This window comes from Halomonas sp. C10-5 (assembly GCF_057169305.1).
Genome location: NZ_CP175665.1, coordinates 755,727 through 782,255, shown reverse-complemented (window position 1 = coordinate 782,255; position 26,529 = coordinate 755,727). Strand labels below are relative to the sequence as shown.

Annotated in this window: 25 protein-coding genes; 16 read left to right on the top strand and 9 right to left on the bottom strand. The window is 67.4% G+C overall.

Annotated elements, in window-relative coordinates:
- Positions 1 to 52: 52 nt before the first annotated feature.
- The 3 genes from ACJ7IV_RS03670 (at position 53) to ACJ7IV_RS03660 (ending at position 3,838) form a co-directional block, all read left to right on the top strand.
- Complete coding sequence (locus tag ACJ7IV_RS03670) at positions 53 to 799, top strand: aspartate/glutamate racemase family protein (RefSeq protein ID WP_483865815.1); 747 nt, start codon at positions 53 to 55, stop codon at positions 797 to 799.
- A 126-nt stretch (positions 800 to 925) separates the two neighbouring features.
- Positions 926 to 2,302: an NCS1 family transporter gene (locus ACJ7IV_RS03665; RefSeq protein WP_483865814.1), complete on the top strand. Its 1,377-nt coding sequence runs from the start codon at positions 926 to 928 to the stop codon at positions 2,300 to 2,302.
- A 72-nt stretch (positions 2,303 to 2,374) separates the two neighbouring features.
- The gene (locus tag ACJ7IV_RS03660) at positions 2,375 to 3,838 is read left to right on the top strand and encodes an NCS1 family nucleobase:cation symporter-1 (RefSeq protein WP_483865813.1); all 1,464 of its coding nucleotides are present in this window, start codon (positions 2,375 to 2,377) and stop codon (positions 3,836 to 3,838) included.
- 71 nt (positions 3,839 to 3,909) lie between these two features.
- Here ACJ7IV_RS03660 and ACJ7IV_RS03655 read toward each other — a convergent pair whose 3' ends face one another.
- The 3 genes from ACJ7IV_RS03655 to uraH all read right to left on the bottom strand — a co-directional run bounded on the left by ACJ7IV_RS03655 (position 3,910) and on the right by uraH (position 6,381).
- Positions 3,910 to 4,626 (bottom strand): GntR family transcriptional regulator, encoded by a 717-nt coding sequence (locus tag ACJ7IV_RS03655; protein WP_483865812.1) that lies wholly within the window; start codon positions 4,624 to 4,626, stop codon positions 3,910 to 3,912.
- A gap of 143 nt (positions 4,627 to 4,769) precedes the next feature.
- Positions 4,770 to 5,975, bottom strand: a complete 1,206-nt coding sequence (locus ACJ7IV_RS03650; protein ID WP_483865811.1) for a urate hydroxylase PuuD — start codon at positions 5,973 to 5,975, stop codon at positions 4,770 to 4,772.
- 52 nt (positions 5,976 to 6,027) lie between these two features.
- Positions 6,028 to 6,381: a hydroxyisourate hydrolase gene (gene uraH, locus ACJ7IV_RS03645; RefSeq protein ID WP_483865810.1), complete on the bottom strand. Its 354-nt coding sequence runs from the start codon at positions 6,379 to 6,381 to the stop codon at positions 6,028 to 6,030.
- A 198-nt stretch (positions 6,382 to 6,579) separates the two neighbouring features.
- Between uraH and uraD the strand changes: the two genes are divergently transcribed.
- Positions 6,580 to 7,113, top strand: coding sequence for a 2-oxo-4-hydroxy-4-carboxy-5-ureidoimidazoline decarboxylase (gene uraD / locus ACJ7IV_RS03640; protein ID WP_483865809.1), 534 nt, complete (start codon positions 6,580 to 6,582; stop codon positions 7,111 to 7,113).
- 90 nt (positions 7,114 to 7,203) lie between these two features.
- Here the strand turns inward: uraD and ACJ7IV_RS03635 are convergent, their stop codons facing one another.
- Entirely contained in the window at positions 7,204 to 8,622 is a 1,419-nt protein-coding gene (locus ACJ7IV_RS03635) for a uracil-xanthine permease family protein (RefSeq protein WP_483865808.1), read from the bottom strand.
- A 124-nt stretch (positions 8,623 to 8,746) separates the two neighbouring features.
- Positions 8,747 to 9,592: an outer membrane protein OmpK gene (locus tag ACJ7IV_RS03630; protein WP_483865807.1), complete on the bottom strand. Its 846-nt coding sequence runs from the start codon at positions 9,590 to 9,592 to the stop codon at positions 8,747 to 8,749.
- A gap of 230 nt (positions 9,593 to 9,822) precedes the next feature.
- Between ACJ7IV_RS03630 and ACJ7IV_RS03625 the strand changes: the two genes are divergently transcribed.
- On the top strand, positions 9,823 to 10,461 hold the full coding sequence (locus ACJ7IV_RS03625) for a phosphoribosyltransferase (protein WP_483865806.1): 639 nt from the start codon (positions 9,823 to 9,825) through the stop codon (positions 10,459 to 10,461).
- A gap of 78 nt (positions 10,462 to 10,539) precedes the next feature.
- Here the strand turns inward: ACJ7IV_RS03625 and ACJ7IV_RS03620 are convergent, their stop codons facing one another.
- Positions 10,540 to 10,893, bottom strand: coding sequence for a phasin family protein (locus tag ACJ7IV_RS03620; protein ID WP_483865805.1), 354 nt, complete (start codon positions 10,891 to 10,893; stop codon positions 10,540 to 10,542).
- 98 nt (positions 10,894 to 10,991) lie between these two features.
- Positions 10,992 to 11,699 (bottom strand): glutathione S-transferase N-terminal domain-containing protein, encoded by a 708-nt coding sequence (locus ACJ7IV_RS03615; protein WP_483865804.1) that lies wholly within the window; start codon positions 11,697 to 11,699, stop codon positions 10,992 to 10,994.
- Between the two features lie 345 nt (positions 11,700 to 12,044).
- On the opposite strand from ACJ7IV_RS03615, the gene ACJ7IV_RS03610 reads away from it, so the two are divergent.
- Positions 12,045 to 13,745, top strand: coding sequence for an L-lactate permease (locus ACJ7IV_RS03610; protein WP_483865803.1), 1,701 nt, complete (start codon positions 12,045 to 12,047; stop codon positions 13,743 to 13,745).
- A 77-nt stretch (positions 13,746 to 13,822) separates the two neighbouring features.
- Here ACJ7IV_RS03610 and glcC read toward each other — a convergent pair whose 3' ends face one another.
- Entirely contained in the window at positions 13,823 to 14,602 is a 780-nt protein-coding gene (glcC, locus tag ACJ7IV_RS03605) for a transcriptional regulator GlcC (RefSeq protein ID WP_483865802.1), read from the bottom strand.
- Between the two features lie 252 nt (positions 14,603 to 14,854).
- Here glcC and glcD point away from each other — a divergent pair, with 252 nt between their 5' ends.
- The 9 genes from glcD (at position 14,855) to ltaE (ending at position 24,319) form a co-directional block, all read left to right on the top strand.
- A complete protein-coding gene (gene glcD / locus ACJ7IV_RS03600) occupies positions 14,855 to 16,360 on the top strand; it encodes a glycolate oxidase subunit GlcD (RefSeq protein ID WP_483865801.1) in 1,506 nt (501 codons plus the stop codon).
- Between the two features lie 14 nt (positions 16,361 to 16,374).
- Positions 16,375 to 17,493, top strand: coding sequence for a glycolate oxidase subunit GlcE (glcE, locus tag ACJ7IV_RS03595; RefSeq protein ID WP_483865800.1), 1,119 nt, complete (start codon positions 16,375 to 16,377; stop codon positions 17,491 to 17,493).
- Positions 17,494 to 17,512: 19 nt separating this feature from the next.
- Entirely contained in the window at positions 17,513 to 18,745 is a 1,233-nt protein-coding gene (glcF, locus tag ACJ7IV_RS03590; RefSeq protein WP_483865799.1) for a glycolate oxidase subunit GlcF, read from the top strand.
- Between the two features lie 183 nt (positions 18,746 to 18,928).
- On the top strand, positions 18,929 to 19,330 hold the full coding sequence (locus ACJ7IV_RS03585; protein WP_483865798.1) for a GlcG/HbpS family heme-binding protein: 402 nt from the start codon (positions 18,929 to 18,931) through the stop codon (positions 19,328 to 19,330).
- A gap of 131 nt (positions 19,331 to 19,461) precedes the next feature.
- The gene (locus tag ACJ7IV_RS03580; RefSeq protein ID WP_483865797.1) at positions 19,462 to 19,713 is read left to right on the top strand and encodes a hypothetical protein; all 252 of its coding nucleotides are present in this window, start codon (positions 19,462 to 19,464) and stop codon (positions 19,711 to 19,713) included.
- 196 nt (positions 19,714 to 19,909) lie between these two features.
- Positions 19,910 to 20,830, top strand: coding sequence for a DMT family transporter (locus ACJ7IV_RS03575; protein WP_483865796.1), 921 nt, complete (start codon positions 19,910 to 19,912; stop codon positions 20,828 to 20,830).
- Between the two features lie 38 nt (positions 20,831 to 20,868).
- Complete coding sequence (locus ACJ7IV_RS03570; protein WP_483865795.1) at positions 20,869 to 22,440, top strand: GNAT family N-acetyltransferase; 1,572 nt, start codon at positions 20,869 to 20,871, stop codon at positions 22,438 to 22,440.
- Positions 22,441 to 22,444: 4 nt separating this feature from the next.
- Entirely contained in the window at positions 22,445 to 23,284 is an 840-nt protein-coding gene (locus ACJ7IV_RS03565; protein WP_483865794.1) for a M90 family metallopeptidase, read from the top strand.
- Between the two features lie 27 nt (positions 23,285 to 23,311).
- Entirely contained in the window at positions 23,312 to 24,319 is a 1,008-nt protein-coding gene (gene ltaE, locus ACJ7IV_RS03560) for a low-specificity L-threonine aldolase (RefSeq protein ID WP_483865793.1), read from the top strand.
- Here ltaE and ACJ7IV_RS03555 read toward each other — a convergent pair.
- Positions 24,306 to 25,184, bottom strand: coding sequence for a LysR substrate-binding domain-containing protein (locus tag ACJ7IV_RS03555; RefSeq protein ID WP_483865792.1), 879 nt, complete (start codon positions 25,182 to 25,184; stop codon positions 24,306 to 24,308). The genes ltaE and ACJ7IV_RS03555 overlap by 14 nt on opposite strands.
- A gap of 116 nt (positions 25,185 to 25,300) precedes the next feature.
- Between ACJ7IV_RS03555 and ACJ7IV_RS03550 the strand changes: the two genes are divergently transcribed.
- The gene (locus ACJ7IV_RS03550; protein WP_483865791.1) at positions 25,301 to 26,476 is read left to right on the top strand and encodes a TauD/TfdA family dioxygenase; all 1,176 of its coding nucleotides are present in this window, start codon (positions 25,301 to 25,303) and stop codon (positions 26,474 to 26,476) included.
- The last annotated feature ends 53 nt before the right edge of the window (positions 26,477 to 26,529 follow it).

The window sequence follows — 26,529 nt, the reverse complement described above, 5'->3', positions numbered from 1 at the left end:
AAAATCGACCTATTTTGTGTACAAACACACACGCAACTTCCGGAGCTCCAACATGCACTTGCGCATCATCAACCCCAACACCACAGCCGGCATGACGTCGACCATCGGCGAGGCGGCACGCCGTGTCTCGGCCCCCGGCACGGAAGTCGTGGCCACCCAGCCTGGGCACGGACCGGTCTCCATCGAGAGCCACTTCGACGAGGCAATCAGCGCCGTGGGAGTGCTGGAGGAGGTACTGACTGGCGAGCGAGAAGGCAGCGATGCCTACATCATCGCCTGCTTCGGCGACCCGGGCCTGCTCGCCGCCCGCGAGCTGACCCGAGCGCCAGTGATCGGCATCGCCGAGGCGGCCTTCCACATGGCCACCCTGATCAGTACCCGCTTCTCCATCGTCACCACACTGGGGCGTACCGGCATCATCGCCGAGCACCTCCTGGAGCAGTATGGCTTCGCCCACCACTGCCGCCGGGTCCGCGCCGCGGAAATCCCGGTTCTGGACCTAGAGGAGAACGCCGACGCTGCCCTCGCCCGCCTAGTCGAGGAGTGCCGACGGGCCCGTGACGAGGATGGTGTCGGCGCCATCGTGCTGGGTTGTGGCGGCATGGCCGACCTGACCGACACCCTCTCCCGCGAGATCGGCCTCCCGATCGTCGAGGGCGTGACCGCCGCAGTGAAGCTCGCCGAGGCCATGGTCGGCCTGGGACTCGGCACCAGCAAGCACGGCGACCTGGCGTTCCCGCGCCCCAAGGCCTTCACCGGTCGCTTCGAGGGCTTCTCGAACCTGCAGCCGCCGCGCTGAGCGGCACACATCGATGACCGACAGCACCACAACAACAACGCCATGCGCCTCGGGCGCACGCCAACCGCAAGCCTTTCCGGGCTCATGCCCTGACGATAACCACAACACCCTTGCGAGGACCCGACCATGAGTATCTCGACCCCCCCCGGCACAGCCGCCTCGGCCGACGGCACCGCCCCCGAGGCCATCACCGGCCACAAGGCACCCGGCCAGGAGTCCTTGGCCCCGCAGCAGACCCGCATCATGGGTCGCCTCTCCTACTTCCTGGCCTGGTTCGGCGGCTGCGTCTCCATCGGCACCTTCACCATGGGCTCCAGCGTGGTGGGTACCCTGAACCTGATCCAGGCGACGCTGGCCATCGCCATCGGCTGCTTCGTGATCGGCATCGCTCTAGCCCTGAACGGCGCCGCCGGCTACAAGTACGGCATCCCCTTCATGGTGCAGGCACGCAGCGCCTTCGGCTTCACCGGGACGCGCCTGCCCGGCCTGGTACGCGCCGTGCCTGCAGTGGTGTGGTACGGCTTCCAGAGCTGGATCGGCGCCGGCGCCTTGAACATGGTTTCGGCGACCCTGTTCGGCTTCGACAACCTGGTGTTCTTCTTTATCGCCTTCCAGTTCCTGCAGATCGGGCTGTCGGTGATGGGCTTCCAGGGCATCAAGTGGCTGGAGAACATCGGCAGCGCATTCATCCTCGCCTCGCTGGTCTACATGTTCTACAGCACAGTTCAGCGCTACGGCGACGTGCTCTCCGCCAACCTGCTGACCATGGAAGGCTCCTGGGGCATGCCCTTCTGGGGCGCTACCATGTTGTTCTTGGGCATCTACAGCACCATGATGCTCAACGTCGGCGACTACGCCCGCGAGCACAAGCGCGGCACCGGCCCGGGCCTGCTGACCACCATCTACGCCATGTCGATCCTGCCCTGCACCCTGTTCATGGGCCTGATCGGCTTCATGGTCTCCGAGGCCACTGGTACCGCCGACCCCATACAGGTGTTCGCCAACGCCGTGGACAACACCCCGCTGCTGATGACCACACTGCTGTTCATCGCCTTCGCCCAGGTCACCACCAACGTCCTAAACAACGTGGTGCCGCCCACCTACGTGCTGATGGACGTCTTCAAGCTCAAGTTCCGCCCGGCCACGGTGATCGTCGGCCTGCTGGCCTTCGCCACCTTCCCCTGGAAGCTGGTACAGCCCGACTCCGCCGCCGGCCTGCAGCTCTTCGTGCAGACCTACTCCGCCTTCCTTGGCCCGATCTTCGCGGTGCTGGTGGTGGACTACTTCCTGATCCGCCGCCGCACCCTGGACCTCGACAAGCTGTATGACGAGAACGGCCCCTACCAGGGCATCAACCTGGCTGCCCTGATCGCCACCGCTGTGGGCATCGCCGCCGCCCTGACTTTCTCCTCCATCTCCTGGTACGCCAGCCTGATCCCGGCCGGCCTCACCTACTTTCTACTGATGAAGCACTGGTCCCCCTGCCAGCGCTTCCGTCAATAAGGTCGTGCCTGGCCGGCAATGCCGGCCGGGCCGTCAAGGTCTTCCACCCCGACAATCATAACGGTGACCCCGATGAAAGAGAGCGAGCTGGATATCCAGCACATCGACCCGAGTCTCTATAACGAGGACCTGGCGCCCTTGCCACACAGCCAGCGCAGCTGGGGCGCCTTCGAGATCTTCAACGTCTGGTCCAACGATATCCAAAGCCTGTTCGGCTACACCCTAGCCGCCTCGCTGTTCCTCAGTTACGGGCTCAACGGCTGGGCGGTGATGGCGGCGATCATCCTCGCCGGCGTGATCGTGATGTTCCTGGTCAACCTGACAGGCCGACCCAGCGTCAAGTACGGTATCCCCTTCCCGGTGATGGTGCGTGCCAGCATGGGGGTGCGCGGCGCCAATTTGCCGGCGATGCTGCGCGCCATCGTAGGCATCTTCTGGTACGGCGTGCAGACCTACTTCGCCTCCACGGCGGTGGCGCTGCTGATCACCGCCCTGTTTGGCGCAGGCGAGGGAGCCACTTTCCTCGGCCTCTCCGGAGTCGCCTGGCTCTCCTTCGTGCTCGTGTGGCTCTTCCAGATCGCGATCTTCTGGCAGGGCATAGAACGCATCAAGCACTTCCTCAATTGGGCGGGGCCGCTGGTCTATGTGGTGATGCTGGTGCTGATGGCCATCGTCTGGTTCCGGGCCGGAGATGAGCTGTTGCCGGCAGTGGGCAGCATCTTCAGCGGCGAGACGGGAGACGGCGGCGCCAATCCGGTCACCGCCTTCCTGGCCATCGTCGGCACCATGGTGGCCTACTTCGCCGCCGTGGTGATCAACTTCGGCGACTTCACCCGTTTCGTGAGGAGCGAGCGCCAGATGAAGCTCGGCAACCTGCTGGGGCTTCCGCTCAATGTGGCCTTCTTCTCCTTCATCGCCCTGATCATCACCGCCGGCACCCTGGTGCTGTTCGGCGATGCGCTGACCAATCCCTCCGACATCGTCGAGCGGGTCGACTCCCTGCCGCTGACCATCGTCGCGGCGCTGACCTTCTTCGCCGCCACCGTGGGGATCAACCTGGTGGCCAACTTCATCCCACCGGCCTACGACCTAGCCAACCTCTTCCCGAGCAAGATCAGCTTCAAGGTGGGCGGATTGATCACGGCGGTCATTGCCTTCTTCGTGGGTGGCCTCTGGGTGGCGGTGATCAGCCAGATCGGCGTGCCGGGCTTCGTCAACGCCCTGGGCGCCATCGTCGCCCCCTTCTACGGTATCATCGTGGTGGACTACTACCTGGTCAGGCGCCAGGAGCTGGATATTCAGGAACTGTTCTCCTCCGTGCCGGGAAGCGCCTACTACTACGACGGGGGCTGGAACCGTCGGGCGCTGCTCGCCTTCGGCGGTGCGGCACTCTTCTCGCTCTCGACGGTGGTGGTGCCGGCGCTCTCCGACCTCAACGGCTATGGCTGGATGCTGGGTGCCGCCCTGGGCGGGCTCTTCTACTTCGGCCTGATGCGTCGCAGGATGTCACCGTCGGCCGCGCTCCAGGGCCACTAACCCGCCCCCTCTGTAGCGAAAGCGAGCGGCCGCCCAACGGGCGGCCGCTGTCTTTGAAGCCCCCTCTTCAATCAACTGCCGAAGATGCGCTGCAGGTCGGGCGCATCCTCCTCCTCCTCGACGATCGACAGCGACGCCTCGATAGCCTTGAGGTGGCGGCCCATGAAGGCCGTGGCACGCTCGACGTTACCGGCCTCCAGGTAGCCGATCAGGTCCTCGTGATCATGGGACTCGCAACCCAGGTGCCCGGGGTTGCCATAGACCGCCAGGATCAGCGAGGAGCGAAAGCAGAGCCGCTCGACGAAGTCGGCCAGGGTGGCGTTGCCGGCAAGTCGCGCCAGGCAGGTATGGAAGTCGGCGGAGAGTCGGATGGCGGTGCTCTGTTCGCCGGCGTGCAGCGCCTCGCGCTCGCGGCTTGCCATCACCCGCAGGTCGGCAGCTTCATCGGCGGTGATACGCCTTGCCACCTCTGGCATCAGCCCGCACTCCACCATCTGGCGGGCGTCGAAGACCTCCCGGGCCTCCTCGGCGGTGGGCCGGGTGACGCTGGCGCCACGCCGTGGGGTGAGGGTAACCAGCTGCTCCAGCGCCAGGCGCTGGAGGATCTTGCGGATGCCGGTGCGGCTGACCCCGAACACCTCCGCCAGGGCATCCTCGCGCAGGCGCGCGCCGGGCTTGAGGCGATGTTCGATGATGGCGTCGCTGATCGCCCGGTGGATCGCCTCGTGGCGCTCGGCGCCGTCGCCGTTCTTGCCGCGGCGGCTGGGGACCTCCTGAGGCTGGTTCATGTGGCCTGGCTCCCTGTGGTTGGCTTCCCTCATTGTATACGCGACGCCGGTGAAATCACGCCCCCGTCCCGAGACAAGGCCCGAGACAAGAGGACCCGCCACGTGGACAGGTCAAGGGAGTCATCATGCAGGAGGCTCAGGGATCATTCCGACCAGGCGGCGATGGCCTCTCGCTCCTCGTCGGTCATGCCGGTCATGTTACCCAGGGGCATATAGCCGCTGGCTACCACCTCACGAATCTTGTCTCGCTGCTGCAGGATCTGCTCATGGGTGTCGTAGGCAAGCCCTGCGGGGGGGGCATTGAAGCCAGGCTGACTAGGTTCGCTGGCGTGGCAGGCCACACAACGCGTCTCGATGATCGGCTGAACCTCGGCCATGCCCACGGAAACCGACGCCTGGGCCTGGCCGGCGTTGCCACCGACGCTCGGCATGGCGATCCAGAAGGCCACGGCAATCAGGGCGGTGCCGGCCACCGGGTAGGCGGGTTGTATCTTGCCGGCGTGCATCAGCACGAAGAACTGACGGATCAGTGCGCCACCGAAGATGAACAGCGACATGATCACCCAGGCGGAGTCATGGGAGTAGGCGAAGGAGTAGTGGTTGCTGATCATCAGCAGCACCACCGGCAGGGTGAAGTAGGTGTTGTGCACCGAGCGCTGCTTGCCGCGCTTGCCATCCAGCGGGTTGGGGGCCTCGCCCGCCTTCATCGCCTTCACCATGCGGCGCTGCCCCGGGATGATCCAGAAGAAGACGTTGGCCGACATGGCGGTAGCCATCACCGCACCGGTGAGCAGGAAGGCCGCACGGCCGGAGAAGATCTGGGTGCTCAGGTAGGAGACCACCACCATCATCACCGCCACCGCGATGCTGAGCACTCCATCACGGGTCATGTTGGGACTGATGCGCTTGCACAGCTCGTTGTAGACCACCCAGCCGCCGAGCAGGAACAGCAGCGCCACCACGTTGGCCTGCCAGCCGCTCATGTTGGCGGCCCACGCCCAGCTGGCATTGGGGTTGACCAGGTAGAAGCTGGGGTTGGCCATGTAGAGCAGGATGAACAGCGCGAAGCCCGACAGCCAGGTGGTGTAGGCCTTCCAGAACGACCAGTGCAGGTCCTCGGGCAGCTTGGCCGGGGCCGTGGCGTACTTCTGGTTGTGGTAGAAACCGCCGCCGTGCACCGCCCACATCTCGCCGAACACGCCCTTGTCGCGGTCCTCGGCAGCCTTTGGCGTGCGCAGGCCGTTGTCCAGCATCACGAAGTAGATGGATTCGCCGATCCAGGCGATGGCCGCGATGACGTGCAGCCAGCGCAGCATGAAGTTTCCGAAATCCAGCAGATAGGCTTGCATAGGGGGGCCTCGTCTAGCGTCTTGTTATGGGCATCTCGGCGGGGGAAGTCCCTCAGCTTCCGCGGTAGGTGGAGTAGCCATAGGGCGAGAGCAGCAGCGGCACATGGTAGTGCGCACCGGCATCGGCCACGCCGAAGCGCAGCGGGATCACGTCCAGGAAACGCGGCTCATCGGCTTCGACACCCTGGGCACGCAGGTAGTCCCCGGCATGGAAGACCAGCTCGTACTGGCCGGCAGCGAACGCCTCACCCTCGAGGATCGGTGCGTCACAGCGCCCGTCGTCGTTGGTCACCACCTCCTTCAGGCGGGTGCGCTGCTCGCCCTCCAGGCGATAGACCTCGATGCGGATGCCCTCTCCCGGGCGACCCTGGGCAGTATCGAGTACGTGGGTGGTCAGGCGTCCCATGGTGGTGCTCCTCGTGTCGTGTTGTGGATTGTCGTGATGGAACCGGGTTTCGCTTGTTGGTGGCGGGTGGCCGAGGCTACCCTCACTCTTTGAAAACAGTTTTAGACATTTTTGCAGTACATTTCAAAACATTTTTTGTATACATTTATTCAGATCACTCGCCAGAACTACCCGACCACCCCCTGAAGGAGCATGACCATGAGCGACAGAACCCTGAGCCCGCGACCCAGCCAGCTGGACAAGGCCGCCTTCGTGGCCGCCTACGGTGAGATCTATGAGCACTCCCCCTGGGTCGCCGAACTGACCTGGGAGAAGGGTCTCACGGCGGCACAGGACACGCCCGAGGAACTCGCCGAAGCGATGGGCGAGGTACTCGCTTCCGCCCCCGCCGAGCGCCAGCTGGAGGTGATCCGTGCCCACCCGGACCTGGCCGGCAAGGCAGCGGTGGCCGGCGAGCTCACCGACGACTCCACCCGCGAGCAGGCCGGCGCCGGCCTCGACCAGTGCTCCCCGGAGGAGATGGCCCGCTTCGAACGGCTCAACGCCGCCTACAAGGCGAAGTTCGGCTTCCCCTTCGTGATGGCGGTCAAGGGCAGCGACCGCTACGCCATCCTCGACGCCTTCGAGACACGCCTGGAGAACGACCCCGCCGAGGAGCGCCGCACGGCGGTGGCGCAGATCAACCGCATCGCTCGCTTCCGCCTGGAGGCCAGGGCCGACGCCGGGCAGTGACGCCAGCAGGGGGCAGCCACTGCCCCCGTCTACCCCAAGCAGACCCGAGAGCGGGGCGCCGGAGAACCGGCGCCCCGCTTGTCGTTGGGGTCATGAAAGATGGTGTCGTCCGCCGGGGACCGGCTGGGCATCCGGGTCCTGGCCCGCGGCCTCGGCGTCGGCACGGGCGATCTCCTCGCGTTCGCGCCGCTCGTCGGCCAGGGAGCGATGCGGCAGCACCAGGTTGAGCACGAAGGAGGTGATCGCCGCCACCACGATGGGCGCGCCGCCGATGACGTTCTGCAGCATCTCGGGGAACTGCGCGATCGCCGCCGGCACCTGGGAGATGCCCAGCGCCAGGGCCAGGGAGAGGCCGACGATGGTCACGTTGCGGGCCGAGAGCTCGTCCTTGATGAGCAGCTGGATGCCGGTCATGGTGATCATCCCGAACACCGTGATGGTGGCACCGCCCAGCACCGGGTAGGGAATGGTGGTCATGATGGCGCTGAACTTGGGACTCAGCCCGGCCAGCACCATGAACACACCGGCGATGGCCAGTACCGAGCGGCTGATCACCTTGGTCATGGCCACGATGCCCACGTTCTGGCTGAAGGTGGAGGTGGGCAGCGCCGCGAACAGCGAGCTCACCGCGGTGGTCAGGCCGTTGCCGAGCAGGCCACCGGTGAGCTCACGGGTCTTCAGCTCACGGTTCATGCCCGCCACGCTGGTGGCGGAGAGGTCGCCGATGGTCTGCACCGAGTTGATCACGCAGATCACCACCATGGAGACGATCGCCGCGGAGTGGAACTCCAGCTCAAAGGGCATGAACCGCGGAACCGCCAGCCAGCTCGCCTCGGCCACCGAACTGAAGTCGACCATGCCCATCGGCAGGGCCACCGCGTAGCCCACCAGGATACCGACGATGATCGCCGAGAGGCGCACCACGCCGCGCCCGAACTGGGAGGCGCCGAGTACTGCCAGCAGGGTGATGATACCCACCATCCAGTTGGCCGGGTCGCCGAAGCCCTCGGCATTGACGTTGCCACTACCCGCCATGTAGCGGATGGCGATGTCGTAGAGCGAGAGGCCGATCACCAGCACCACGGTGCCCGCCACGATGGGCGGAAAGAGGTGGCGGATATACTGGATGAAGTAGCCGACCACCATCATGGTGATGCCTCCGATCAGCTGGGCACCGAGGATCCCCTCGATACCGAACTGCCCGCCCACGGCGATCAGGGTCGGCACATAGGCGAAGCCGACGCCGAAGATGGCCGGCAGGCGCGCGCCGAACTTCCAGACGCCATAGAGGTGGAACAGGGTACAGATGCCCGAGGCGAGCACCGCCACCTGGATCAGCAGCAGCTTCTCCTGGGGCGTCGAGCCGACCACACCAGCGATGATGATGGGGGGCGTGATCACGCCGGCGATCATCGCCAGCACGTGCTGCAACGAGATGGGCAGCGCCTTGTAGACCGGCGGCCGCCCGTCGAAATCGAACAGCGAGGTGTTGCGAGTCTTGTTTGTCATGATGGGGCTATCCGGGGTGCTGTTGTTGTCCGTCGTCCATGGATACCGTATGTCGACATCGATGACCATTGATCTGTCATCGATTAGACATAAAGTTGTATACATAAATGTCGTCTGACGACGTTCAGAAATGCCACTCGAGCTGCAGGGTCGGTGCGTCGGTGTCCACTCCGTCGTTACCGAACTTGTTGCGCCAGTACTCGTAGCCGACACCGGCCCACAACTGGTTCTCCCCGCCCCAGGCCAGCTGGCCTACATCGAGCATCAGCGAGGTGCGCATCAGCTGCTCGGGCTCGGTGTCGATGCCCTGATAGTCCTCGCCCTTCTCGCCGTTGTAGTTGTAGAACCCCTGGAACTTGAGCGCCGCGGCGCCGACCTCGAAGGGCAGCCCCCAGGCCAGGTTGACCTGGTAGTAAGGGTCGAACTCGATCTCGTTGACGTCGCAGAAGCCCGCCCCGCAGTGGTTCCACTCGTGAGCATAGAAGAGGCTGAGGTCGACGAAGCCCCTTGGCACGTCAAACTTGAGCGTTGGCCCCGCCACCAGCAGTCGCTTGCGCGGCGCGAACTCGGTGTTCTTGGTGTTGAGGTCGAAACCGCCGGTCAGCGCCACCTCCTTGACCGGTCCGAACGCCATCGGCTCGCCGGTCAGCTTGCCGAGGTGCAGCTGGTGACGGTAGGTCAGGTAGGCCTCGGTGGCGCCGGTATCACCATCGCGTTCGGTGGGGTCGGCGCTGTCGGACTGCAGTAGGTCCAGATTGAGAAAGTTCTGTCCCAGCGAGTAGCCGCTCACATGGGTGAACTGCAACACGTGCTTTTCGACATCCCGTGAATTACCGGGCTCGGTGAACTGGGTGCCGAAGCGGTAGCCGAGGAAGGTGTCGCTCCAGGTCGCCGCCTGGGCGCTGCCGGTGACCAGGCCGCCGAGCAGCAGGACGGTGCCAAGGCACCGCTTGGGGGTGGGCTCTTGCATGGAAGAGGTCTCCGCTTGTTGTGTTTATTGGATACAAGCGAGCGGACTCGCTGTGTACACAATAGCCCAACAACCTATATTCGGAAAACCCTTCCATTTTTATCCGTAACCTTCGAGTCGGCTTCTCCTCCAACCTCAGGCGTGCACCGATGTCACTCCCGCCAGGGGCAGGCTACTCGTGCGCCGCGTCTTCTAGACTGAAGGAAGGAAACCGATGAGAGAGACTCGCCATGTTCCGAAATCGACTCGATGCGGCCCACCGCCTGGCCACAAGGCTCGGCCATCTGTCCGGCCGGCACCCGCTGGTACTGGCGATCCCCCGTGGCGGAGTGCCCATGGGACGCGTCATCGCCGACGCCCTGCAGGGGGATCTGGATGTGGTGCTGGTACGCAAGGTCGGCGCCCCGGGCAATCCCGAGTACGCCATCGGCGCGGTAAGCGAGGATGGCAGCGTGCACATGGAAGAGACGGCAAGGGAGTACAACGACGACTGGATTGCCCGCGAGGTGGGGAGACAACGGGAACTGATCGAGGAGCGCCGCCGGCGCTACACCCCGGTGCGCTCCCCGATCGACCCGAGCGGACGCATCGTGGTGGTGGTGGACGACGGCAGCGCCACCGGGGCGACCATGGCCGCGGCACTGGCCACATTGCGCCAGCGCGGGCCCACTCGCCTGATCGCCGCCTTGGGGGTGGCGCCCCCTGACACCCTGGCACGACTGGAGTCGCTGGCCGACGAGGTGGTTTGCGTGGAGGCCCCCGAGCGCTTCGGTTCCGTGGGCCGGTTCTTCGCCGAGTTCGACCAGGTCGGCGACGACGAGGTGGTGGCACTGCTCGATACCGGGCACGGCGCTCACCCGTCCCGGTAGCGCCCCACCGGTGCCCCAACGACAGCGGGCCGCCCCGAGGGGCGGCCCGCCATCATCTGCCTACAGGCGTCGTCGGGCTTACTTGCTGCCGGCGGCCTTCAGGCTCTCCTCGACCAGCTTCTGACCCTTCTGCAGGTAGTCCTGGTTGAGGGTGGAGAGCTTCTCGACGTCGGCCTTGACGTTGTCACCGAGGTCCTGGGCGGCCTTCTGCTGGCCTTCGAAGGCCTGCTTGAAGCCATCGGCATCGCGCACCGCGATCCAGGTGCGAGCCTGGGCCAGGCCCAGGTCGGTGTAGCGACGCACGGCGTCGAGCTGAGCACCGAACAGCTTCTCGGTGTACTCGAGGGTCAGTGAGCCATAGGCGCGAGCCGGCTCGACAAAGATACCTTCGAACTGCTCGGTCGCTTTCTGCTGGGTAGCCTTGGTGGACATGGAACACCTCCGTCTCTGGTGGTCAAACAGGACGAAACATCCTGTATTGCAATGCAACATAGCAGCCCATTTTGTGCATTGCAACATCGGCACACTTCTCAGCGGTAGGCGCCCTCGACATCGGTGATGCGCATCGCCTTGCGACCCAGGCCGGCGTAGAGGTCCAGCATGCGCTCGAGCCAGGCGTGGACCGGGTCGGCGTTGGAGACCAGGTCGGCGCTGGAGACGCAGCGCGCCCACATGAAGCAGCCGAAGACGAGGTAGTCGGCGCCGGCCGGTGCGTCACCATCCAGGAACGCCGCCTCCTTGAGCCGTCCGCGCAACGGCTCGAGTCCGGCATCCAGCTGGGAGAGCCCTTTCGCCGGCGAATGAAACTCCTCGAGGGTGCGGCCGAAGCGCTTCTCCCTGCTCTCGCGGAAATAGGCCCGGTCGTCGGGATGGATGGCGTTGAACAGGTCCATGATGATGGTGCGCATGATGGCCGGCTGCAGGGTGCGCTCGGCATAGTGCCGAATGAAACGCCCCCGCTCCTCCGCCAGCCCCTCCCCCAGCAGCGTCGCCTCGGGGTAGGTGCGATCCAGATAGCGCAGGATCTCGTAGCTTTCGGTCACTACCGTCTCGCCATCTACCAGCACCGGCACCTTGTCATGGTCGGCGAAGGCCAGGGCCGCCTTGTCGGTGAAGCGCCAGGGGCGGGTCTCGACGTCAAGCCCCTTGTGGGCCAGGGCGTAACGCACCCGCCAGCAGTAGGGCGAGAAACGTAATCCCTCGTCGATGCCGCACAGGTCATAGAGCACTCGTGTCATGCCATCTCCTCGTTCATGTAGCTGTCGGTGTGCTGCCCACGCAGTCTGGCAGCGATTGCCATGGCCGCCAATAGCGCCCACCGCCGCCCCCCAGGCTGTCCATTAGTCTAAGAATCACCATCGCTGCGGCATCCATACGCGTCCCGTGAGCTATGCTTTCCCTTTAAACGACAATTGGTTAGAGAAGGTCAGCGCCATCTTTCGGCCCTGGATATATTGGTAAGACCAGTTACCCACCACTGGAAAGCACGCGGGCGTCCCCTTAAGGTTCCGCTGTCCAACACCCCCGTCGGCATTTCCACCGACCGGGAACAATACTGACTGCTGATCGAGGATATCCATTCCATGAATGACACCCTCCTTGCACTGCTGGCCTTCGTGCCCCTGGTGCTTGCCGGTGTACTGCTCATCGGTCTGCGCATGGCAGCCAGGACTGCCATGCCGATCGTGTTCGTGGTCACCGCCATCATCGGCCTGTTCGCCTGGGAGATGAGTGCCACCCGCGTCATGGCCTCGACCCTCCAGGGCCTGATCCTCACTGTCTCGATCCTGTGGATCATCTTCGGCGCCATCTTGCTGCTCAACACCCTGAAGCATTCGGGCGGCATCAAGGCGATCCGCAACGGCTTCTCTGGCATCAGCCCGGACCGCCGTGTCCAGGCCATCATCGTCGCCTGGCTGTTCGGCTGCTTCATCGAAGGCGCCTCGGGCTTCGGCACCCCCGCCGCCGTCGCCGCCCCGCTGATGGTCGCCCTGGGTTTCCCGGCGCTCGCCGCCGTGGTGGTGGGCATGATGATCCAGTCCACCCCGGTCTCCTTCGGCGCCGTGGGCACCCCCATCGTGGTAGGTGTCACCGGCGGCCTGGACCGCGCCGGCATCACCGAGACTCTGGAGGCCGGCGGCGCGAGCTGGATGGAGTATTTTCGCCTGATCGCCGGAGAGGTGGCGGTAATCCACGGTATCGTCGGTATCCTGATGCCGCTGATCATGGTGGTGATCATGGTGCGCTTCTTCGGTGCCAACCGCTCATGGAAGGAGGGTCTCTCCATCGCCCCCTTCGCGATCTTCGCCGGCATCAGCTTCGTGGTGCCCTACATGCTGGCCGGCGTGCTGCTCGGGCCGGAGTTCCCATCGATGATCGGCGCCATGGTCGGCCTGGCCATCGTCGTGCCGGCCGCCCGCCGCGGCTTCCTGATCCCCAAGGAAAACTGGGACTTCCCCGAGTCCTCTTCCTGGCCCGACCAGTGGATCGGCAAGCTCGAGATCAAGCTGGACGATGTCACCGGCAAGGCACCGATCTCCACCCTGATGGGCTGGGTCCCCTACGTGCTGCTGGCGGTGATCCTGGTCGCCTCGCGCACCATCGAGCCGTTCAAGAATGCGCTGACCTCCTTCGCCTTCGGCTGGAGCGACATTCTGGGTGAAGCCGGCGTCTCCGGCAGCATCCAGCCGCTCTACCTGCCCGGCGGTATCCTGCTGATGGTGGTGCTGCTCACCGCCCTGCTCCACCGCATGCGCCTGGGTGAGCTCAAGGCGGCCTTCGGCGAGTCCACCCGCACCATCTTCGGCGCCGGCTTCGTGCTGATCTTCACCATTCCCATGGTGCGGATCCTGATCAACTCCGGCGTCAATGCCGCCGACCTGGTCTCCATGCCGGTGGCCATGGCACAGCTGGTGGCCGACAGCGTGGGCGGAGTCTATCCGTTCTTCGCCCCGGCCGTGGGTGCCCTGGGGGCCTTCATCGCCGGCTCCAACACGGTCTCCAACCTGATGCTGTCCGACTTCCAGTTCAACGTGGCGCAGCAGCTCGGCCTCTCCACCGCCTTCATGGTATCGCTGCAGGCCGTGGGCGCCGCGGCGGGCAACATGATCGCCATCCACAACGTGGTGGCAGCCTCGGCCACCGTGGGTCTGCTCGGTCGCGAAGGCGAGACCATCCGCAAGACGATCCTGCCGACGATCTACTACCTCGTCTTCACCGGGATCATCGCACTGGTGGCCTTCTATGTGCTGGGCATCAGCGACCCGCTGCTCGGCCTCGGCTGACCGGGCCACGCCCATCGCAACGCAGCGCCCCCGGCAATGCCGGGGGCGCTTGCGTTTGTGCCAGACTCAGTGCCGGACTACTCCCACCCCTCCAGCCGCATCGCCGATCGCTCCAGCCGCTCATCCTCCGCCTCGATCTCGCGCAGCGCCTCGCCGAGGCCGTTGAGGTGCTCCAGCGCCACTCGCTGGGCCAGCTGCGGCTTGCCCTTGACCACGGCGTCATGAAGTCTGGCGTGCTGGCGATTGATCATCTCCCGGGGCTCCGGGCGATGGTAGAGGTTCTTCACCGAAGCGAACACCGAGCTCAGCAGCAGGTCGGTGAGGCTCTGCAGGGTATGCACCAGCACCGGATTGTGGGAGGCCTGGGAGATCGCCAGATGGAAGGCGTGGTCGAGGCGCGCCAGGCGCTCGACGTCGATGGGGTCGGCGCTCGCCACGTAGTCGGCCATCTCGCGATAGCGCCGCGTGATCAGCACCCGGTCCGCCGGATTGCCGCGGCTGGCGGCCAGCCGCGCCGACTCGCCCTCGAGCAGGGCGCGCACCTCGAGCAGGTCGAACAGGGTGCGCGGGTGGTCGCGGAAGAGGTGCATCAAAGGGCTCTGCTCCCGGGCCGGCAGCAGCGAGGCCACCGTGGAGCCTCTTCCCTGCCGGGTCTCGATGATGCCCTTGCTGCGCAGGATGCGCAGGCCCTCGCGCAGCGAGGCGCGCGACACCCCCAGCCGCTCGCACAGTCGCCGCTCCGAGGGCAGCAGCTGTCCGGTGCGGAAGATACCGTCCAGGATCAGGCGCTCGAGGCGCGCGGCCACCCCCTCCGGGGTGCGTTGGCCGCCGTAGGGGTCATCGGGGCTTGGCGTCATGGGTTCCTCCTCGCGCAGGGGCATCGCCACGGTGGCGGTCCGGGCGATGCGCGTTTAGGCTGAGAGCATACACTGGAAAATGCTTCCAAATAGTAGACCAATTACTGGTCTGACCAGTGCACCACAGACTGGACAGCAGCGCCAGCGCTGCCACGATAATGGTCTGATGTGCCGCAAGACGCGCCTGCCACCGCGCCCGGGGCGCGCCTCAAGATGGCCATTCCGCCCTGACGAGACGCATGGGGAGCCACGATGAACACCCAGTACGACGCCCGGCTCGACGGCGAGCCACCCCGCATTGCCCAGGCCGAGGTCCTCGCCGACCTGCGCCAGGCACTGCCCGGCATGACCCTGCTGCATCGCGAGGAGGACCTGCGCCCCTTCGAATGCGACGGACTCTCCGCCTATCGCGCCCTGCCGATGCTGGTCGCGCTACCCGAGACCCTCGAGCAGGTCGAGACCCTGCTCAAGCGCTGCCACGCCCTGGGCGTGCCGGTGGTCACCCGCGGCGCCGGCACCGGCCTCTCCGGTGGCGCCATGCCACTGGAGCACGGCGTACTGCTGGTGCTGTCGCGCTTCAACCGCATCCTCGAGATCGACCCCGACGCGCGCACCGCTCGGGTCCAGCCCGGGGTGCGCAACCTGGCGATCTCCGAGGCGGCCGCCCCCCATGGGCTCTACTACGCCCCGGACCCCTCCTCCCAGATCGCCTGCTCCATCGGCGGCAACGTCGCCGAGAACGCCGGCGGGGTGCACTGCCTCAAGTACGGCCTCACGGTGCATAACGTCATCAAGGTCGAGGTGCTGACCATCGAGGGCGAGCACATGACCCTGGGATCGGACGCCCTGGACGCCCCGGGCTTCGACCTGCTGGCACTGTTCAACGGCTCCGAAGGCATGCTCGGGGTGGTCACCGAGATCACCGTCAAGCTGCTGCCCAAGCCCGAGACCGCCAAGGTGCTGATGGCCAGCTTCGATGACATCGAGAAGGCCGGCGACGCCGTGGGTGCCATCATCGCCGCCGGCATCATCCCCGGGGGCCTGGAGATGATGGACAACCTGGCGATCCGTGCCGCCGAGGACTTCATCGGCGCCGGTTACCCGGTGGAGGCCGAGGCGATCCTGCTCTGCGAGCTGGACGGCATGGAGGCCGACGTCGACGACGACTGCGCCACCGTGCGCCGCGTGCTGGAGGAGGCCGGCGCCACCGATATCCAGCAGGCCCGCGACGAGGCCGAGCGGGCGCTGTTCTGGGCCGGGCGCAAGAACGCCTTCCCGGCGGTGGGCCGCATGTCGCCGGACTACTACTGCATGGATGGCACCATCCCCCGCCGCGAGCTGGCCCGGGTGCTCAAGGGCATCGGCGACCTCGGCGAGGAGTACGGCCTGCGCGTCGCCAACGTCTTCCATGCCGGCGACGGCAACATGCACCCCCTGATTCTCTTCGATGCCAACCAGCCCGGCGAATTCGAACGCGCCGAGGAACTGGGCAGCCGCATCCTCGAGTTGTGCGTGGAGGTGGGTGGCACCATCACCGGGGAACACGGGGTGGGCCGCGAGAAGATCCACCAGATGTGCGTTCAGTTCAGCCCCGGCGAGCTGGTCACCTTCCGCGCCGCCAAGGCGGCCTTCGACCCGGATGGCCTGCTCAACCCCGGCAAGAACATTCCCACGCCGGCGCGCTGCTCCGAGTTCCGCCTGACCAAGAGTGCCGGTGACGCCCCCGCCCCGACCCGGGCCCCCGAGAGCCAAGGCTGAGAGAGTTCGACGAAATGGTGACCACACCCGATATTCCGAGCCGCGACGTTGTGAACCACGATGCCAGCGAGGCGCTGGCCGATCGCATCCGCCGCGCCGAGACCGAGGGCACCCCGCTGCGCCTCGTCGGCGGCGACACCAAGGCCTTCTATGGCCGTACCGTGGAAGGCGAGACCCTCTCCACCCGCGAGCACCGCGGCATCACCGAGTACGACCCGGTGGAGCTGATCGTCTCGGTGCGCGCCGGCACCCCGCTGCGTGAACTGGAGGCCGCCCTGGCGGCCAACGGGCAGATGCTGCCCTGCGAGCCTCCCCACTTCGGCGACGACGCAACGGTGGGCGGCATGATCGCCACCGGCCTCTCCGGCCCGCGGCGGCCCTGGGCCGGCAGCGTGCGCGACTTCGTGCTGGGTACCCGCATCATCATGCGCCAGGGCAGCGAGCAGCGCTTCGGCGGCCAGGTGATGAAGAACGTCGCCGGCTACGACCTCTCGCGCCTGATGGTGGGCGCCCAGGGCACCCTGGGGCTGATCACCGAGGTCTCCATGAAGGTGCTGCCGCTGCCCGGCGCCAGCCTCAGCCTGCACCTCGACATGCCGCTGGCCGATGCCCTGGACAAGCTCGCCGAATGGGGCCGCCAGCCGCTGCCGATCACCGCTGCCGCCTGGCTTGAAGGAGCCCTGCACCTGCGCCTGGAGGGCGGCCCCAGCTCGGTGGCCGCCACCGCCGAGCGCCTGGGCGGCGACGAGTTGCTCGACGGCTTCTGGGAGGCCCTGCGCGAGCAGCGGCTGGACTTCTTCGCCGCCGAGGACCCGCGCGCGCTGTGGCGGCTCTCGCTACCCCACCACACCCCGGTGCTCGAGGTACCCGGCGTCACCGCCGAGACCGACGTGCTCTACGACTGGGCCGGCTGCCAGCGCTGGGTACGCAGCGACGCCGACGCCGAGGCGATCCGCGGGGTGGCGCGCCGGGCCGGAGGCCACGCCACCTGCTGGCGAGGCGCCGGTGGCAAGGCGGTGGAGGAACCCTTCACCCCGCTCGACCCGGTGGTCGAGAAGTACCACCGCAACCTCAAGACCCAGCTGGACCCCAAGGGGATCTTCAACCCGGGCCGGCTCTACGCGGCATTCTGAGACACGGGGAGACGCCACCATGCAGACGCACTTCACCGCGGAAGACCTCCAGAAGCCGCATATCCGCGAGGCAGATCGGGTGCTGCGCACCTGCGTGCACTGCGGCTTCTGCAACGCCACCTGCCCCACCTACCAGCTGCTGGGGGACGAGCGCGATGGCCCGCGCGGGCGCATCTACCTGATCAAGGAGATGCTCGAGGCCCCCGAGGGCAGCGACAAGGTGACCGAGGAGACCCGGCTACACCTCGACCGCTGCCTCACCTGCCTCAACTGCGAGACCACCTGCCCCTCGGGGGTGGAGTACCACAAGCTGATCAATATCGGCCGCGCCGAGGTCGAGCGCCGGGTGCCACGCAAGGCATCGGAGCGTGCACTGCGCTATGGCCTGCGCAAGGCGCTGGTGGAGCCGAAGCGCTTCCGGGCGCTGCTCAAGCTGGGCCTCACCTTCAGGCCGCTGGTACCGGGCGTGCTCAGGGACAAGATGCCTCCCGCCCCGGTGGATGCCGGAAAGCGCCCCGAGGGTAGCCGCCACGCCCGCCAGATGCTGATCCTGGAGGGCTGCGTGCAGCCGGGGCTCTCGCCCAACACCAACGCCGCCACCGCCCGGGTGCTGGATCGCCTGGGCATCGGGCTGACTCCGGTGGCCGAAGCCGGCTGCTGCGGCGCCATCGACTTCCACCTCAACGCCCAGGACGAGGGGCGCGCCCGCGCACGGGCCAACATCGACGCCTGGTGGCCGCATATCGAATCCGGCGCCGAGGCGATCGTGCAGACCGCCAGCGGCTGTGGCGCCTTCGTCAAGGAGTACGCCGAGATTCTCGCCGACGACCCCGACTACGCCGACAAGGCCGCCCGGGTGAGCGAGCTGGCGAAGGACCTGGTCGAGGTGCTCCGTGACGAGGCCCTGGACGACCTCGAGGTGAAACAGGGCCGTCGGCTCGCCTTCCACTGCCCCTGCACCCTGCAGCACGCCCAGAAGCTCGGCGGCGCCGTGGAGGGCGTGCTGACCCGGCTCGGCTTCGCACTGACCCCGGTGGCCGACGCCCACCTCTGCTGTGGCTCGGCGGGTACCTACTCCATCACCCAGCCGGAGCTCTCGAAGCAGCTGCGCGACAACAAGCTCGACAACCTCGAGGCCGGCAATCCCGAGGTGATCGTCACCGCCAACATCGGTTGCCAGACCCACCTCAATGGCGCCAACCGCACCGAGGTGCGCCACTGGATTGAAATCGTGGATGAGGCACTCGCGTAATGCCCGCCTAGCATTCGAGCGAGGGGCCTCGGGGGCAAGCCGAAGGGGAGGTCCTACGCCAGGGAAGGCGTCGGTAGCGTACAGGGAAGTATTCACAGCGCCTCCCCGCAGGCTTGCCGCCGAGTCAGCCCCGAGACTGCCACCCCCTGCAACAGCGTTACATCACAAAGAGGAAGACCGCTAATGAAGACCAAGCCAGCCCTGACCCTGACCGACGTCAACGCCATCCTCGATGCCGCCCAGCAGGAGGCCGAGGCCAACGGCTGGGGCGTGACCATCGCCGTGGCCGACGACGGCGGCCACCTGCTCGGCCTGCGCCGCATGGACGCAGCCCCGCCCTTCAGCGCCGAGGTGGCCGCCCAGAAGGCCCACAACGCCGCCATCGGCCGCCGCGAGACCCAGGCCTTCGAGGAGATGATCAACGGCGGCCGCACCGCCTTCGTCACCGCCCCCATGCAGTCGCTGCTGGCCGGTGGCGTGCCGGTGCTGGTGGACGGCGAGGTCGCCGGCACCGTCGGCATCTCCGGCGTCAAGCCCGACCAGGACGTGCAGATCGCCCGCGCCGGGGTAGCTGCCATCGGCTGATCCAGGGCGCTGTCGCTCCCGAGCATGGGGCCTTACCCCGGACTACACTGAACGGGCATGGGTCCATCATGAGACCCGGCAGGCGTGCCTGTTGGGTATGCCTTCCCTGACCGCGCTCGGGAGGTACCGAGATGATCAAGAAATCACTCATCGCCCTGGCCGCCATGCTGTTCTCCGCATCGGCCTGGGCGCATATGTGTCCGACACTGATGGGCGACATCGACCAGGCGCTGGAGGATGACACCACCGTCGCCGAAGTCGACGAATCCACCCTTGAGGAGGTCCGCGACCTGCGGGCCCGCGGCGAGGAAGCCCACCAGGCCGGTGATCACGACGAATCGGTGGCCCTACTGGAAGAGGCCAAGGAGAAACTCGGCATCTAGCAGATGGCGATACCACTCCCCCAGCCAATAACGCGAGAGCCCCGAGTCATCGGGGCTCTCGCCTTTCATGACGGGTATTGCCGAACCAGGAAAGGGGGCTCTCGCGGCGATGGGATATGCTGCGGGTTGCGTTTACCATGCGCTCATCCACTCTCCTGGCCATGAGTAGCCACCTTTCAACGTAAACGGAACCGCGATGTCTCCCCTGCACTTCCTGGCCCCCCTCGGCGCCGTGCTGATCTGGTCGGGCAACATGACCATCAACCAGCTCACTGTCGGCGCCATCGCGCCGAGCAGCATCGCCTTCCTGCGCTGGGTGCTGGCGCTCGCCGTGCTCACCCCCTTCCTGGCCCCGGCCGCCTGGCGCCACCGCGCCACGCTCCGCCGCGAGTGGCCCAAGCTCGCCGTGCTGGGGCTCCTCGGCATGGGGCTGTGGCAGGGGCTCGCCTATATGGCCGCCGAGACCACCAGCGCCACCAACATGGGCATCCTGGCCGCCATGGTGCCGCTGCTCACCGTGCTGCTCAGCGCCCTGATCCTGCGCGAGCCGCCGAGCCTGGGCGGCGTGGCCGGCGGCGTCCTGGCGCTGGTCGGCGTGTCCGTCCTGCTGGGGCGCGGCAACCCGCTCTCGCTGCTGGAGTTGACGGTGGCGAAGGGCGACGCGCTGATGCTGGTGGCCGCTACCTGCTACGCCCTCTACGGGGTAATGCTCAAGCGCTGGCCCATCGACCTGCCGCCCTGGGTGCTGCTCTACGGCCAGGTGATCTTCGCCGTACTCTTCCTGCTGCCACCCTACCTGCTGGGTCCCATGACCCCGGTCGATTCGAGCAACGTCGGCCTGATCCTCTACGCCGGCATTCCCGCCTCCATCGTCACCACCTTCCTGTGGATGCTGGCGATCCGGCGCATCGGCGCCAGCCAGGCGAGCATCTTCATCAACCTGATGCCGCTGTTCAGCGCCATCATCGCCATGCTCGCCCTGGGCGAGCGCATCGCTCTGTTCCACTTCCTGGGCGGGGCGCTGATACTGGCCGGCGTGATCATGGCCCAGACCCTGACCCGGCCACTGCGTCGCCCGCCCGTCGCGGCACAGGGCGGCACCGATCGCTCGTGCTAGACTCTGCCCTCTGCCCCACCTGACCTGAAGGATGCACCATGTCCCTCGACGACCTGCACCTCACGCTTCGCAACCTGACGCTGGATGACTACCCCCAGCTCGAGTCGCTGATGGACGCCGTCTACCACGATATCGGCGGCGCCTGGTCGCGGCACACCATCGAGAAGCTGATCGAGTCCTTCCCCGACGGCCAGGTGGTCATCGAGGATGACGGCCGCCTGGTGGGCATCGCCCTGACCGTGCGGGTCGACTACGACGAATTCACCAACCCGCACAAGTACGACGACCTGATCGGCAAGCGCGAGGTGATCCTCGACGACCCCGAGGGTGATGCCATGTACGGGCTGGACGTGCTGATCCACCCCGACTACCGCGGCTACCGCCTGGGGCGGCGCCTCTACGACGCGCGCAAGGAGCTGTGTCGCTCGCTGAACCTGCGCGCGATCCTCGCCGGCGGGCGCATCCCCCAGTACCACCAGCACGCCGAGGAGCTCTCCCCCACCCAGTACATCGACCGGGTGGCGCGCAAGGAGATCCACGACCCCATCCTCTCCTTCCAGCTGGCCAACGACTTCCAGGTCAAGCGCCTGCTGCGCGACTACCTCCCGGAGGACGAGCGCTCCCAGGGCTACGCCACCCTGCTGGAGTGGAACAACTTCCTCTACGAGCCCGCCGAGCTGGTACTCGATACCCGCAAGACCCAGGTGAGGGTGGGTGCCGTGCAGTGGCAGATGCGTGAGTTCGATTCGGTGGAGGCGGTACTCCAGCAGGTGGAGTACTTCGTCGACGCCCTCGCCGACTACAAGAGCGACTTCGCGGTCTTCCCGGAGCTGTTCAACGCCCCGCTGATGGGGCTGCAGAACCGCGCCGCCCAGCAGGACCAGATGGCCGCCATCCGCTTCCTGGCCAGCTTCACCGAGCAGTTCAAGACCGAGCTCTCGCGCATGGCGGTCTCCTGCAACATCAACATCATCGCCGGCTCGATGATCGAGGTGGGCGAGGACGACCGCCTCTACAACGTCGCCTACCTGTGCCACCGCGACGGCACCCTGGAGCGCCAGGCCAAGCTGCACATCACCCCCCAGGAGCGCCGCGACTGGGTGATCGAGGGCGGCGACGACCTCCAGGTGTTCGACACCGACGCCGGGCGCATCGGCATCCTGATCTGCTACGACGTGGAGTTCCCGGAGCTGCCTCGGCTGCTCGCCGAGCAGGAGATGGACATCCTCTTCGTGCCCTTCTGGACCGATACCAAGAACGGCTACTTGCGGGTGCGTCACTGCGCCCAGGCCCGGGCCATCGAGAACGAGTGCTACGTGGTGCTGTGCGGCAGCGTGGGTAACGTGCCCTCCATCGAGAATATGGAGATCCAGTACGCCCAGTCGTCGGTCTTCTCGCCCTCGGACTTCGCCTTCCCCCACGACGCCGTGCTCTCCGAGACCACCCCCAACACCGAGATGATCATGTTCTCGGACCTCGACCTGACGCGGCTGACCATGGTGCGCAACGAGGGCTCGGTAACCAACCTCAAGGATCGCCGCAAGGACCTCTTCGACCTGCGCTGGCGCGACTGGTCGTGGAAGTCCGGGGCCGACCTCGACGAGAGCTGAGCCGATGCTGGGGCGCCTGAAACGTTGGCGAGAGGCGCGCTTCGCGGCGCGCCACCCCTTCCCCGAAGACGCCTGGGCCGAGGCACGCGGACGCGTGCCGCTGCTCACCGCCCTGGCCGAGGAGGAGTCCGGACGCCTGGGCCAACGTGCCTGGCGCTTCCTGCACGCCAAGCGCGTCACCCTGCACCCCGAGCTCGCCGAAGCCACCCCCTTCGACCTCCCCGCCAGACTTGCCCTGGCCGCCCAGGCCTGCCTGCTGACACTGGGCTGGCCCGAGGAGGAGCATCATGAGGCCTTCGCCAACGTCCACGAGGTGCTGGTGCTGCCGGACGCCTTCCAGCGCCGGGTGGAGGAGATGGACGAGTTCGGCGTGATGCACGAGTACGACGACGAACGGGCAGGCGAGACCTCCCACCAGGGGCCGGTGGTGGTGGCCTTCCCCGACCTGATGGAGAGCGGCGATTTCTCGGGGTTCAACGTGCTGATCCACGAGTTCGCCCACAAGCTCGACCTGGGCAACTCGCTGGACGTCGACGGCTTCCCGCCGCTGCCCGCCGAGATCGACCCGCGGGAGTGGCACCGGGTGTTCATGGCGGTGTGGGACGACCTCCAGGCGCGGCTGGCGCGCGGCGAGGCCACCCCCATCGATGACTACGCCGCCACCCACCCCGGCGAGTGCTTCGCGGTGTGCTGCGAGGCCTTCTTCACCGCCCCCGACCTGTTGCATGATGCCTATCCGGCGCTCTTCGCGCTGCTCGGCCGCTACTTCCGCCAGGCGCCGCTGGCCCGCCTGCCGGCCGAGTATCACGCGCGACCGCTCGCGGCCCATCCCGAGCGCCACTGACCCACCGCCCGTCCCCAGGAGGCGCCGATGATCGACCTGCGCAGCGATACCGTCACCCGTCCCAGCGCCGCCATGCGCGACGCGATGCACGCCGCCCCGGTGGGCGATGACGTCTGGGGAGACGACCCCAGCGTGGCGCGCTTCGAGGCCGCCGTGGCCGAACGCGCCGGCAAGGCCGCCGCCCTGCTCTTTCCCAGCGGCACCCAGAGCAACCTGGCCGCCCTGCTCGCCCACTGCCAGCGTGGCGACGAGTACCTCGCCGGCCAGCAGGCCCACACCTACAAGTACGAGGGCGGCGGCGCCGCGGTGCTTGGCGGCATCCAGCCCCAGCCGCTGGAGCACGCCGCGGACGGCTCGCTGCCCCTGGAGCGCATCCGCGCGGCGATCAAGCCCGACGACTTCCACTTCGCCCGCACCCGCCTGCTGGCGCTGGAGAACACCATCGGCGGGCGCGTGCTCGACCCCGACTACGTGGCGGCGGCCACCGCGCTGGCCCGGGAGCAGGGCCTCGCCACCCACCTCGACGGCGCCCGGCTGTTCAACGCCGCGGTGGCAAGCGACGCCTCACTGGATAAGCTCTGCACGCCCTTCGACTCGGTCTCGCTGTGCTTCTCCAAGGGCCTCGGCGCCCCGGTGGGCTCGGCCCTGGCGGGCTCGCGGGAGCTGATCGCCAGCGCCAGGCGCTGGCGCAAGGTGCTCGGCGGTGGCATGCGCCAGTCCGGCATCATCGCCGCCGCGTGCCACCATGCGCTGGACCACCATGTGGCCGACCTCGCCTGCGACCACCGCCGCGCCGCACGCCTGGCCGAGGGGATCCGCGCGCTCCCCGAGCTCGAGGTGGCCTACCAGGCCACCAACATGGTGTTCCTGCGCGTCCCCGAGCGGCACGTCGCCCCGCTGCGCGCCTGGCTCGCCGAACGCGGGATCCTCGTCGAGCTGCTCTACGCCACCCGCCTGGTGGTTCACCGCGACCTCGACGACGACGCCATCGAGAAAGTGCTCGAGGCGCTGGGCGACTACTTCACCCCACGCTGAGCTCGCGCTCGGCGAGCAGCCAGCGCCACACGCGCCGGGCGTCGTCGCCGACCTCGCGGCGGCTCGGCCGCACCAGCCAGAAGCGCTCCGCGCAGGGCAGACCGGGGTCGAAGGGCACCACCAGGTCGTCGCGCTCGGCCAGCAGGCGGCGATGGGCCAGGGCGACCCCGACACCCCGCGCGGCCAGCGCCAGCGTCATCACCTGGTTGTCGCAGGCCAGCGAGTCGCAGCGGCGCTCGAGCCCGCCCACTCCAGCCGCCTCCAGCCAGGCCGGCCAGCCGGCGCCGAAGCCCAGGGCATGCAGCAGGGTATGGCCCGCCAGGTCGCCCGGCGCCCGCAGCCGCTCGGCGACGGCGGGCGCGCAGGCCGGCACCAGCCACTCCTCGCCCAGCGACAGGGCTTCCACCCCGGCCCAGTCGCCGTGGCCGTAGCGGATCTCGATGTCGGCCCCCTCGGGGCCGAAGTCGTCGGGCCAGATGGCGCTGACCAGGCGCAGCGCCACCTCGGGATGCGCCTCGCGCAGACGCGCCAGGCGCGGCGCCAACCAGTCCTGCTGGATCACCGGGGTGGTGCGCAGCGTCACGCTGTGGTCGGCCGCGCCGCCGAACACCTCGGCGGTTCCCTCGGCCAGGCGCGAGAAGGCGTCGTGGATGCTGGGCAGCCAGGCCTGGCCGGCCGGGGTCAGGGTGAGGCTGCGCGGGTGGCGCACGAAGAGCTTGTGGCCCAGGCGGTCCTCCAGCAGGCGGATGCGCTGGCTGATGGCCGCCTGGGTCACCCCCAGCTCGCGACCGGCGGCGGTGAAGCTGAGGGTGCGCGCGGCGGCCTCGAAGGCCTGCAGCCAGGTCAGCGGCGGCAAGGGGGGCATGGCCAAGTCACTCATAAGCAGGATTGGGTCATAGGCGCCAGATTAATCGTTTGTCACTGCCAGCGCCACGCCCCATCCTGAGCGTCTCTCTCCACCCCCTGACCCGAGGAGACGACATGAGCCTTGTCGCCGACACCGCTCGCCCTGCTACTACCCCCGACATGGCCGAGCTCGCGCCCTTCCCCGCCGGGCCGCTGCTCAGCGAGGCCCGCGCCGACGCCGAGGCGGTGGCGCTGGCCTGGGAAGACGGTGCGCGCACCCGCCTGCCCCTGCTCTGGCTGCGCGACCACTGCCCCTGTCCGGCGTGCCGCCACCCCCAGACCCGCGAGCGCCTGCATGTGCCGCTCGACGAGGTGACCACGCCGCCCGAGACGCGCATCGAGGAAGGCCACCTGTGGCTGCGCTGGGAGGACGGCCACGAGAGCCGCTTCGCCGCCGGCTGGCTGCACCAGCGCCGCCCCGAGGCACCGGCGACGAGTCCCGTCCCCGCTCGTCGTGCCTGGCGCGAGGGCTTCACGCCGGTGCGCGTGCGCCACGCCGACTTCCTGACGCCGGAGGGGGAGGCGACCTGGCTCGAGGCGCTGCTGCGCGACGGCCTGGCGCTGATCGACCAGGGCCCGCTGGCCGACGAGGAGGTCAGCCGCCTGGCGGAGCGCATCGGTCCCCAGCGCGCCACCAACTTCGGCGCCCGCTTCGACGTGCGCTCCAAGCCCAACCCCAACAACGCCGCCTACACCGCCATCGGCCTGGCGCTGCACATCGACCTGCCCAACTGGCGCCAGCCACCGGATATCCAGCTGCTCTACTGCCTGCAGAACGAGGCCGAGGGGGGCGAATCACTGTTCGCCGACGGCATCCGGGTCGCCGAGGCGCTGCGCGAGGCGGATCCCGAGGCCTTCCGGGTACTCAGCGAGGAGGCCATCGACTTCCGCTTCCAGGACGAGACGCACGACATCGCCGTGCGCGCACCGGTGATCGGCTGCGACGCCGAGGGCCGCGTGCTGGAGTTGCGCTTCAACAACTGGATACGCGATACCCTGCGCCTGCCCGCCGAGCGCATGACGGCCTGGTACCGCGCCTATCGCCACTTCTGGCAGCTGCTCCACTCGCCGCGCTTCCAGCTCGACTTCAGCCTGGCGCCGGGCGAGATGGTCGCCTTCGACAACCGCCGGGTGCTGCATGGCCGCCGCGCCTTCGACCCCAATACCGGCGCCCGCCACCTGCAGGGGACCTACCTGGACCGCGACCTGCTCGAGTCGCGTCTGCGGGTGCTCTCCCGCAGCCGCCGCTGAGCGAGCGATCGCCGCGGCGACGGCGCGACGCCGACGATTGGACTCGGCCGGCA

Excerpts from the sequence above, each read along its gene's own strand:
- glcF (WP_483865799.1), top strand. The coding sequence starts at position 17,513 with ATGCAGACGCACTTCACCGCGGAAGACCTCCAGAAGCCGCATATCCGC.
- ACJ7IV_RS03635 (WP_483865808.1), bottom strand. The coding sequence starts at position 8,622 with ATGACAAACAAGACTCGCAACACCTCGCTGTTCGATTTCGACGGGCGG.
- ACJ7IV_RS03550 (WP_483865791.1), top strand. The coding sequence starts at position 25,301 with ATGAGCCTTGTCGCCGACACCGCTCGCCCTGCTACTACCCCCGACATG.
- ACJ7IV_RS03620 (WP_483865805.1), bottom strand. The coding sequence starts at position 10,893 with ATGTCCACCAAGGCTACCCAGCAGAAAGCGACCGAGCAGTTCGAAGGT.
- ACJ7IV_RS03670 (WP_483865815.1), top strand. The coding sequence starts at position 53 with ATGCACTTGCGCATCATCAACCCCAACACCACAGCCGGCATGACGTCG.
- uraH (WP_483865810.1), bottom strand. The coding sequence starts at position 6,381 with ATGGGACGCCTGACCACCCACGTACTCGATACTGCCCAGGGTCGCCCG.
- ACJ7IV_RS03650 (WP_483865811.1), bottom strand. The coding sequence starts at position 5,975 with ATGCAAGCCTATCTGCTGGATTTCGGAAACTTCATGCTGCGCTGGCTG.
- ACJ7IV_RS03565 (WP_483865794.1), top strand. The coding sequence starts at position 22,445 with ATGCTGGGGCGCCTGAAACGTTGGCGAGAGGCGCGCTTCGCGGCGCGC.
- ACJ7IV_RS03615 (WP_483865804.1), bottom strand. The coding sequence starts at position 11,699 with ATGACACGAGTGCTCTATGACCTGTGCGGCATCGACGAGGGATTACGT.
- ACJ7IV_RS03665 (WP_483865814.1), top strand. The coding sequence starts at position 926 with ATGAGTATCTCGACCCCCCCCGGCACAGCCGCCTCGGCCGACGGCACC.
- ACJ7IV_RS03575 (WP_483865796.1), top strand. The coding sequence starts at position 19,910 with ATGTCTCCCCTGCACTTCCTGGCCCCCCTCGGCGCCGTGCTGATCTGG.
- ACJ7IV_RS03655 (WP_483865812.1), bottom strand. The coding sequence starts at position 4,626 with ATGAACCAGCCTCAGGAGGTCCCCAGCCGCCGCGGCAAGAACGGCGAC.
- glcC (WP_483865802.1), bottom strand. The coding sequence starts at position 14,602 with ATGACGCCAAGCCCCGATGACCCCTACGGCGGCCAACGCACCCCGGAG.
- glcE (WP_483865800.1), top strand. The coding sequence starts at position 16,375 with ATGGTGACCACACCCGATATTCCGAGCCGCGACGTTGTGAACCACGAT.
- glcD (WP_483865801.1), top strand. The coding sequence starts at position 14,855 with ATGAACACCCAGTACGACGCCCGGCTCGACGGCGAGCCACCCCGCATT.
- ACJ7IV_RS03585 (WP_483865798.1), top strand. The coding sequence starts at position 18,929 with ATGAAGACCAAGCCAGCCCTGACCCTGACCGACGTCAACGCCATCCTC.
- uraD (WP_483865809.1), top strand. The coding sequence starts at position 6,580 with ATGAGCGACAGAACCCTGAGCCCGCGACCCAGCCAGCTGGACAAGGCC.
- ACJ7IV_RS03555 (WP_483865792.1), bottom strand. The coding sequence starts at position 25,184 with ATGCCCCCCTTGCCGCCGCTGACCTGGCTGCAGGCCTTCGAGGCCGCC.
- ACJ7IV_RS03610 (WP_483865803.1), top strand. The coding sequence starts at position 12,045 with ATGAATGACACCCTCCTTGCACTGCTGGCCTTCGTGCCCCTGGTGCTT.
- ACJ7IV_RS03625 (WP_483865806.1), top strand. The coding sequence starts at position 9,823 with ATGTTCCGAAATCGACTCGATGCGGCCCACCGCCTGGCCACAAGGCTC.
- ACJ7IV_RS03580 (WP_483865797.1), top strand. The coding sequence starts at position 19,462 with ATGATCAAGAAATCACTCATCGCCCTGGCCGCCATGCTGTTCTCCGCA.
- ACJ7IV_RS03630 (WP_483865807.1), bottom strand. The coding sequence starts at position 9,592 with ATGCAAGAGCCCACCCCCAAGCGGTGCCTTGGCACCGTCCTGCTGCTC.
- ACJ7IV_RS03660 (WP_483865813.1), top strand. The coding sequence starts at position 2,375 with ATGAAAGAGAGCGAGCTGGATATCCAGCACATCGACCCGAGTCTCTAT.
- ACJ7IV_RS03570 (WP_483865795.1), top strand. The coding sequence starts at position 20,869 with ATGTCCCTCGACGACCTGCACCTCACGCTTCGCAACCTGACGCTGGAT.
- ltaE (WP_483865793.1), top strand. The coding sequence starts at position 23,312 with ATGATCGACCTGCGCAGCGATACCGTCACCCGTCCCAGCGCCGCCATG.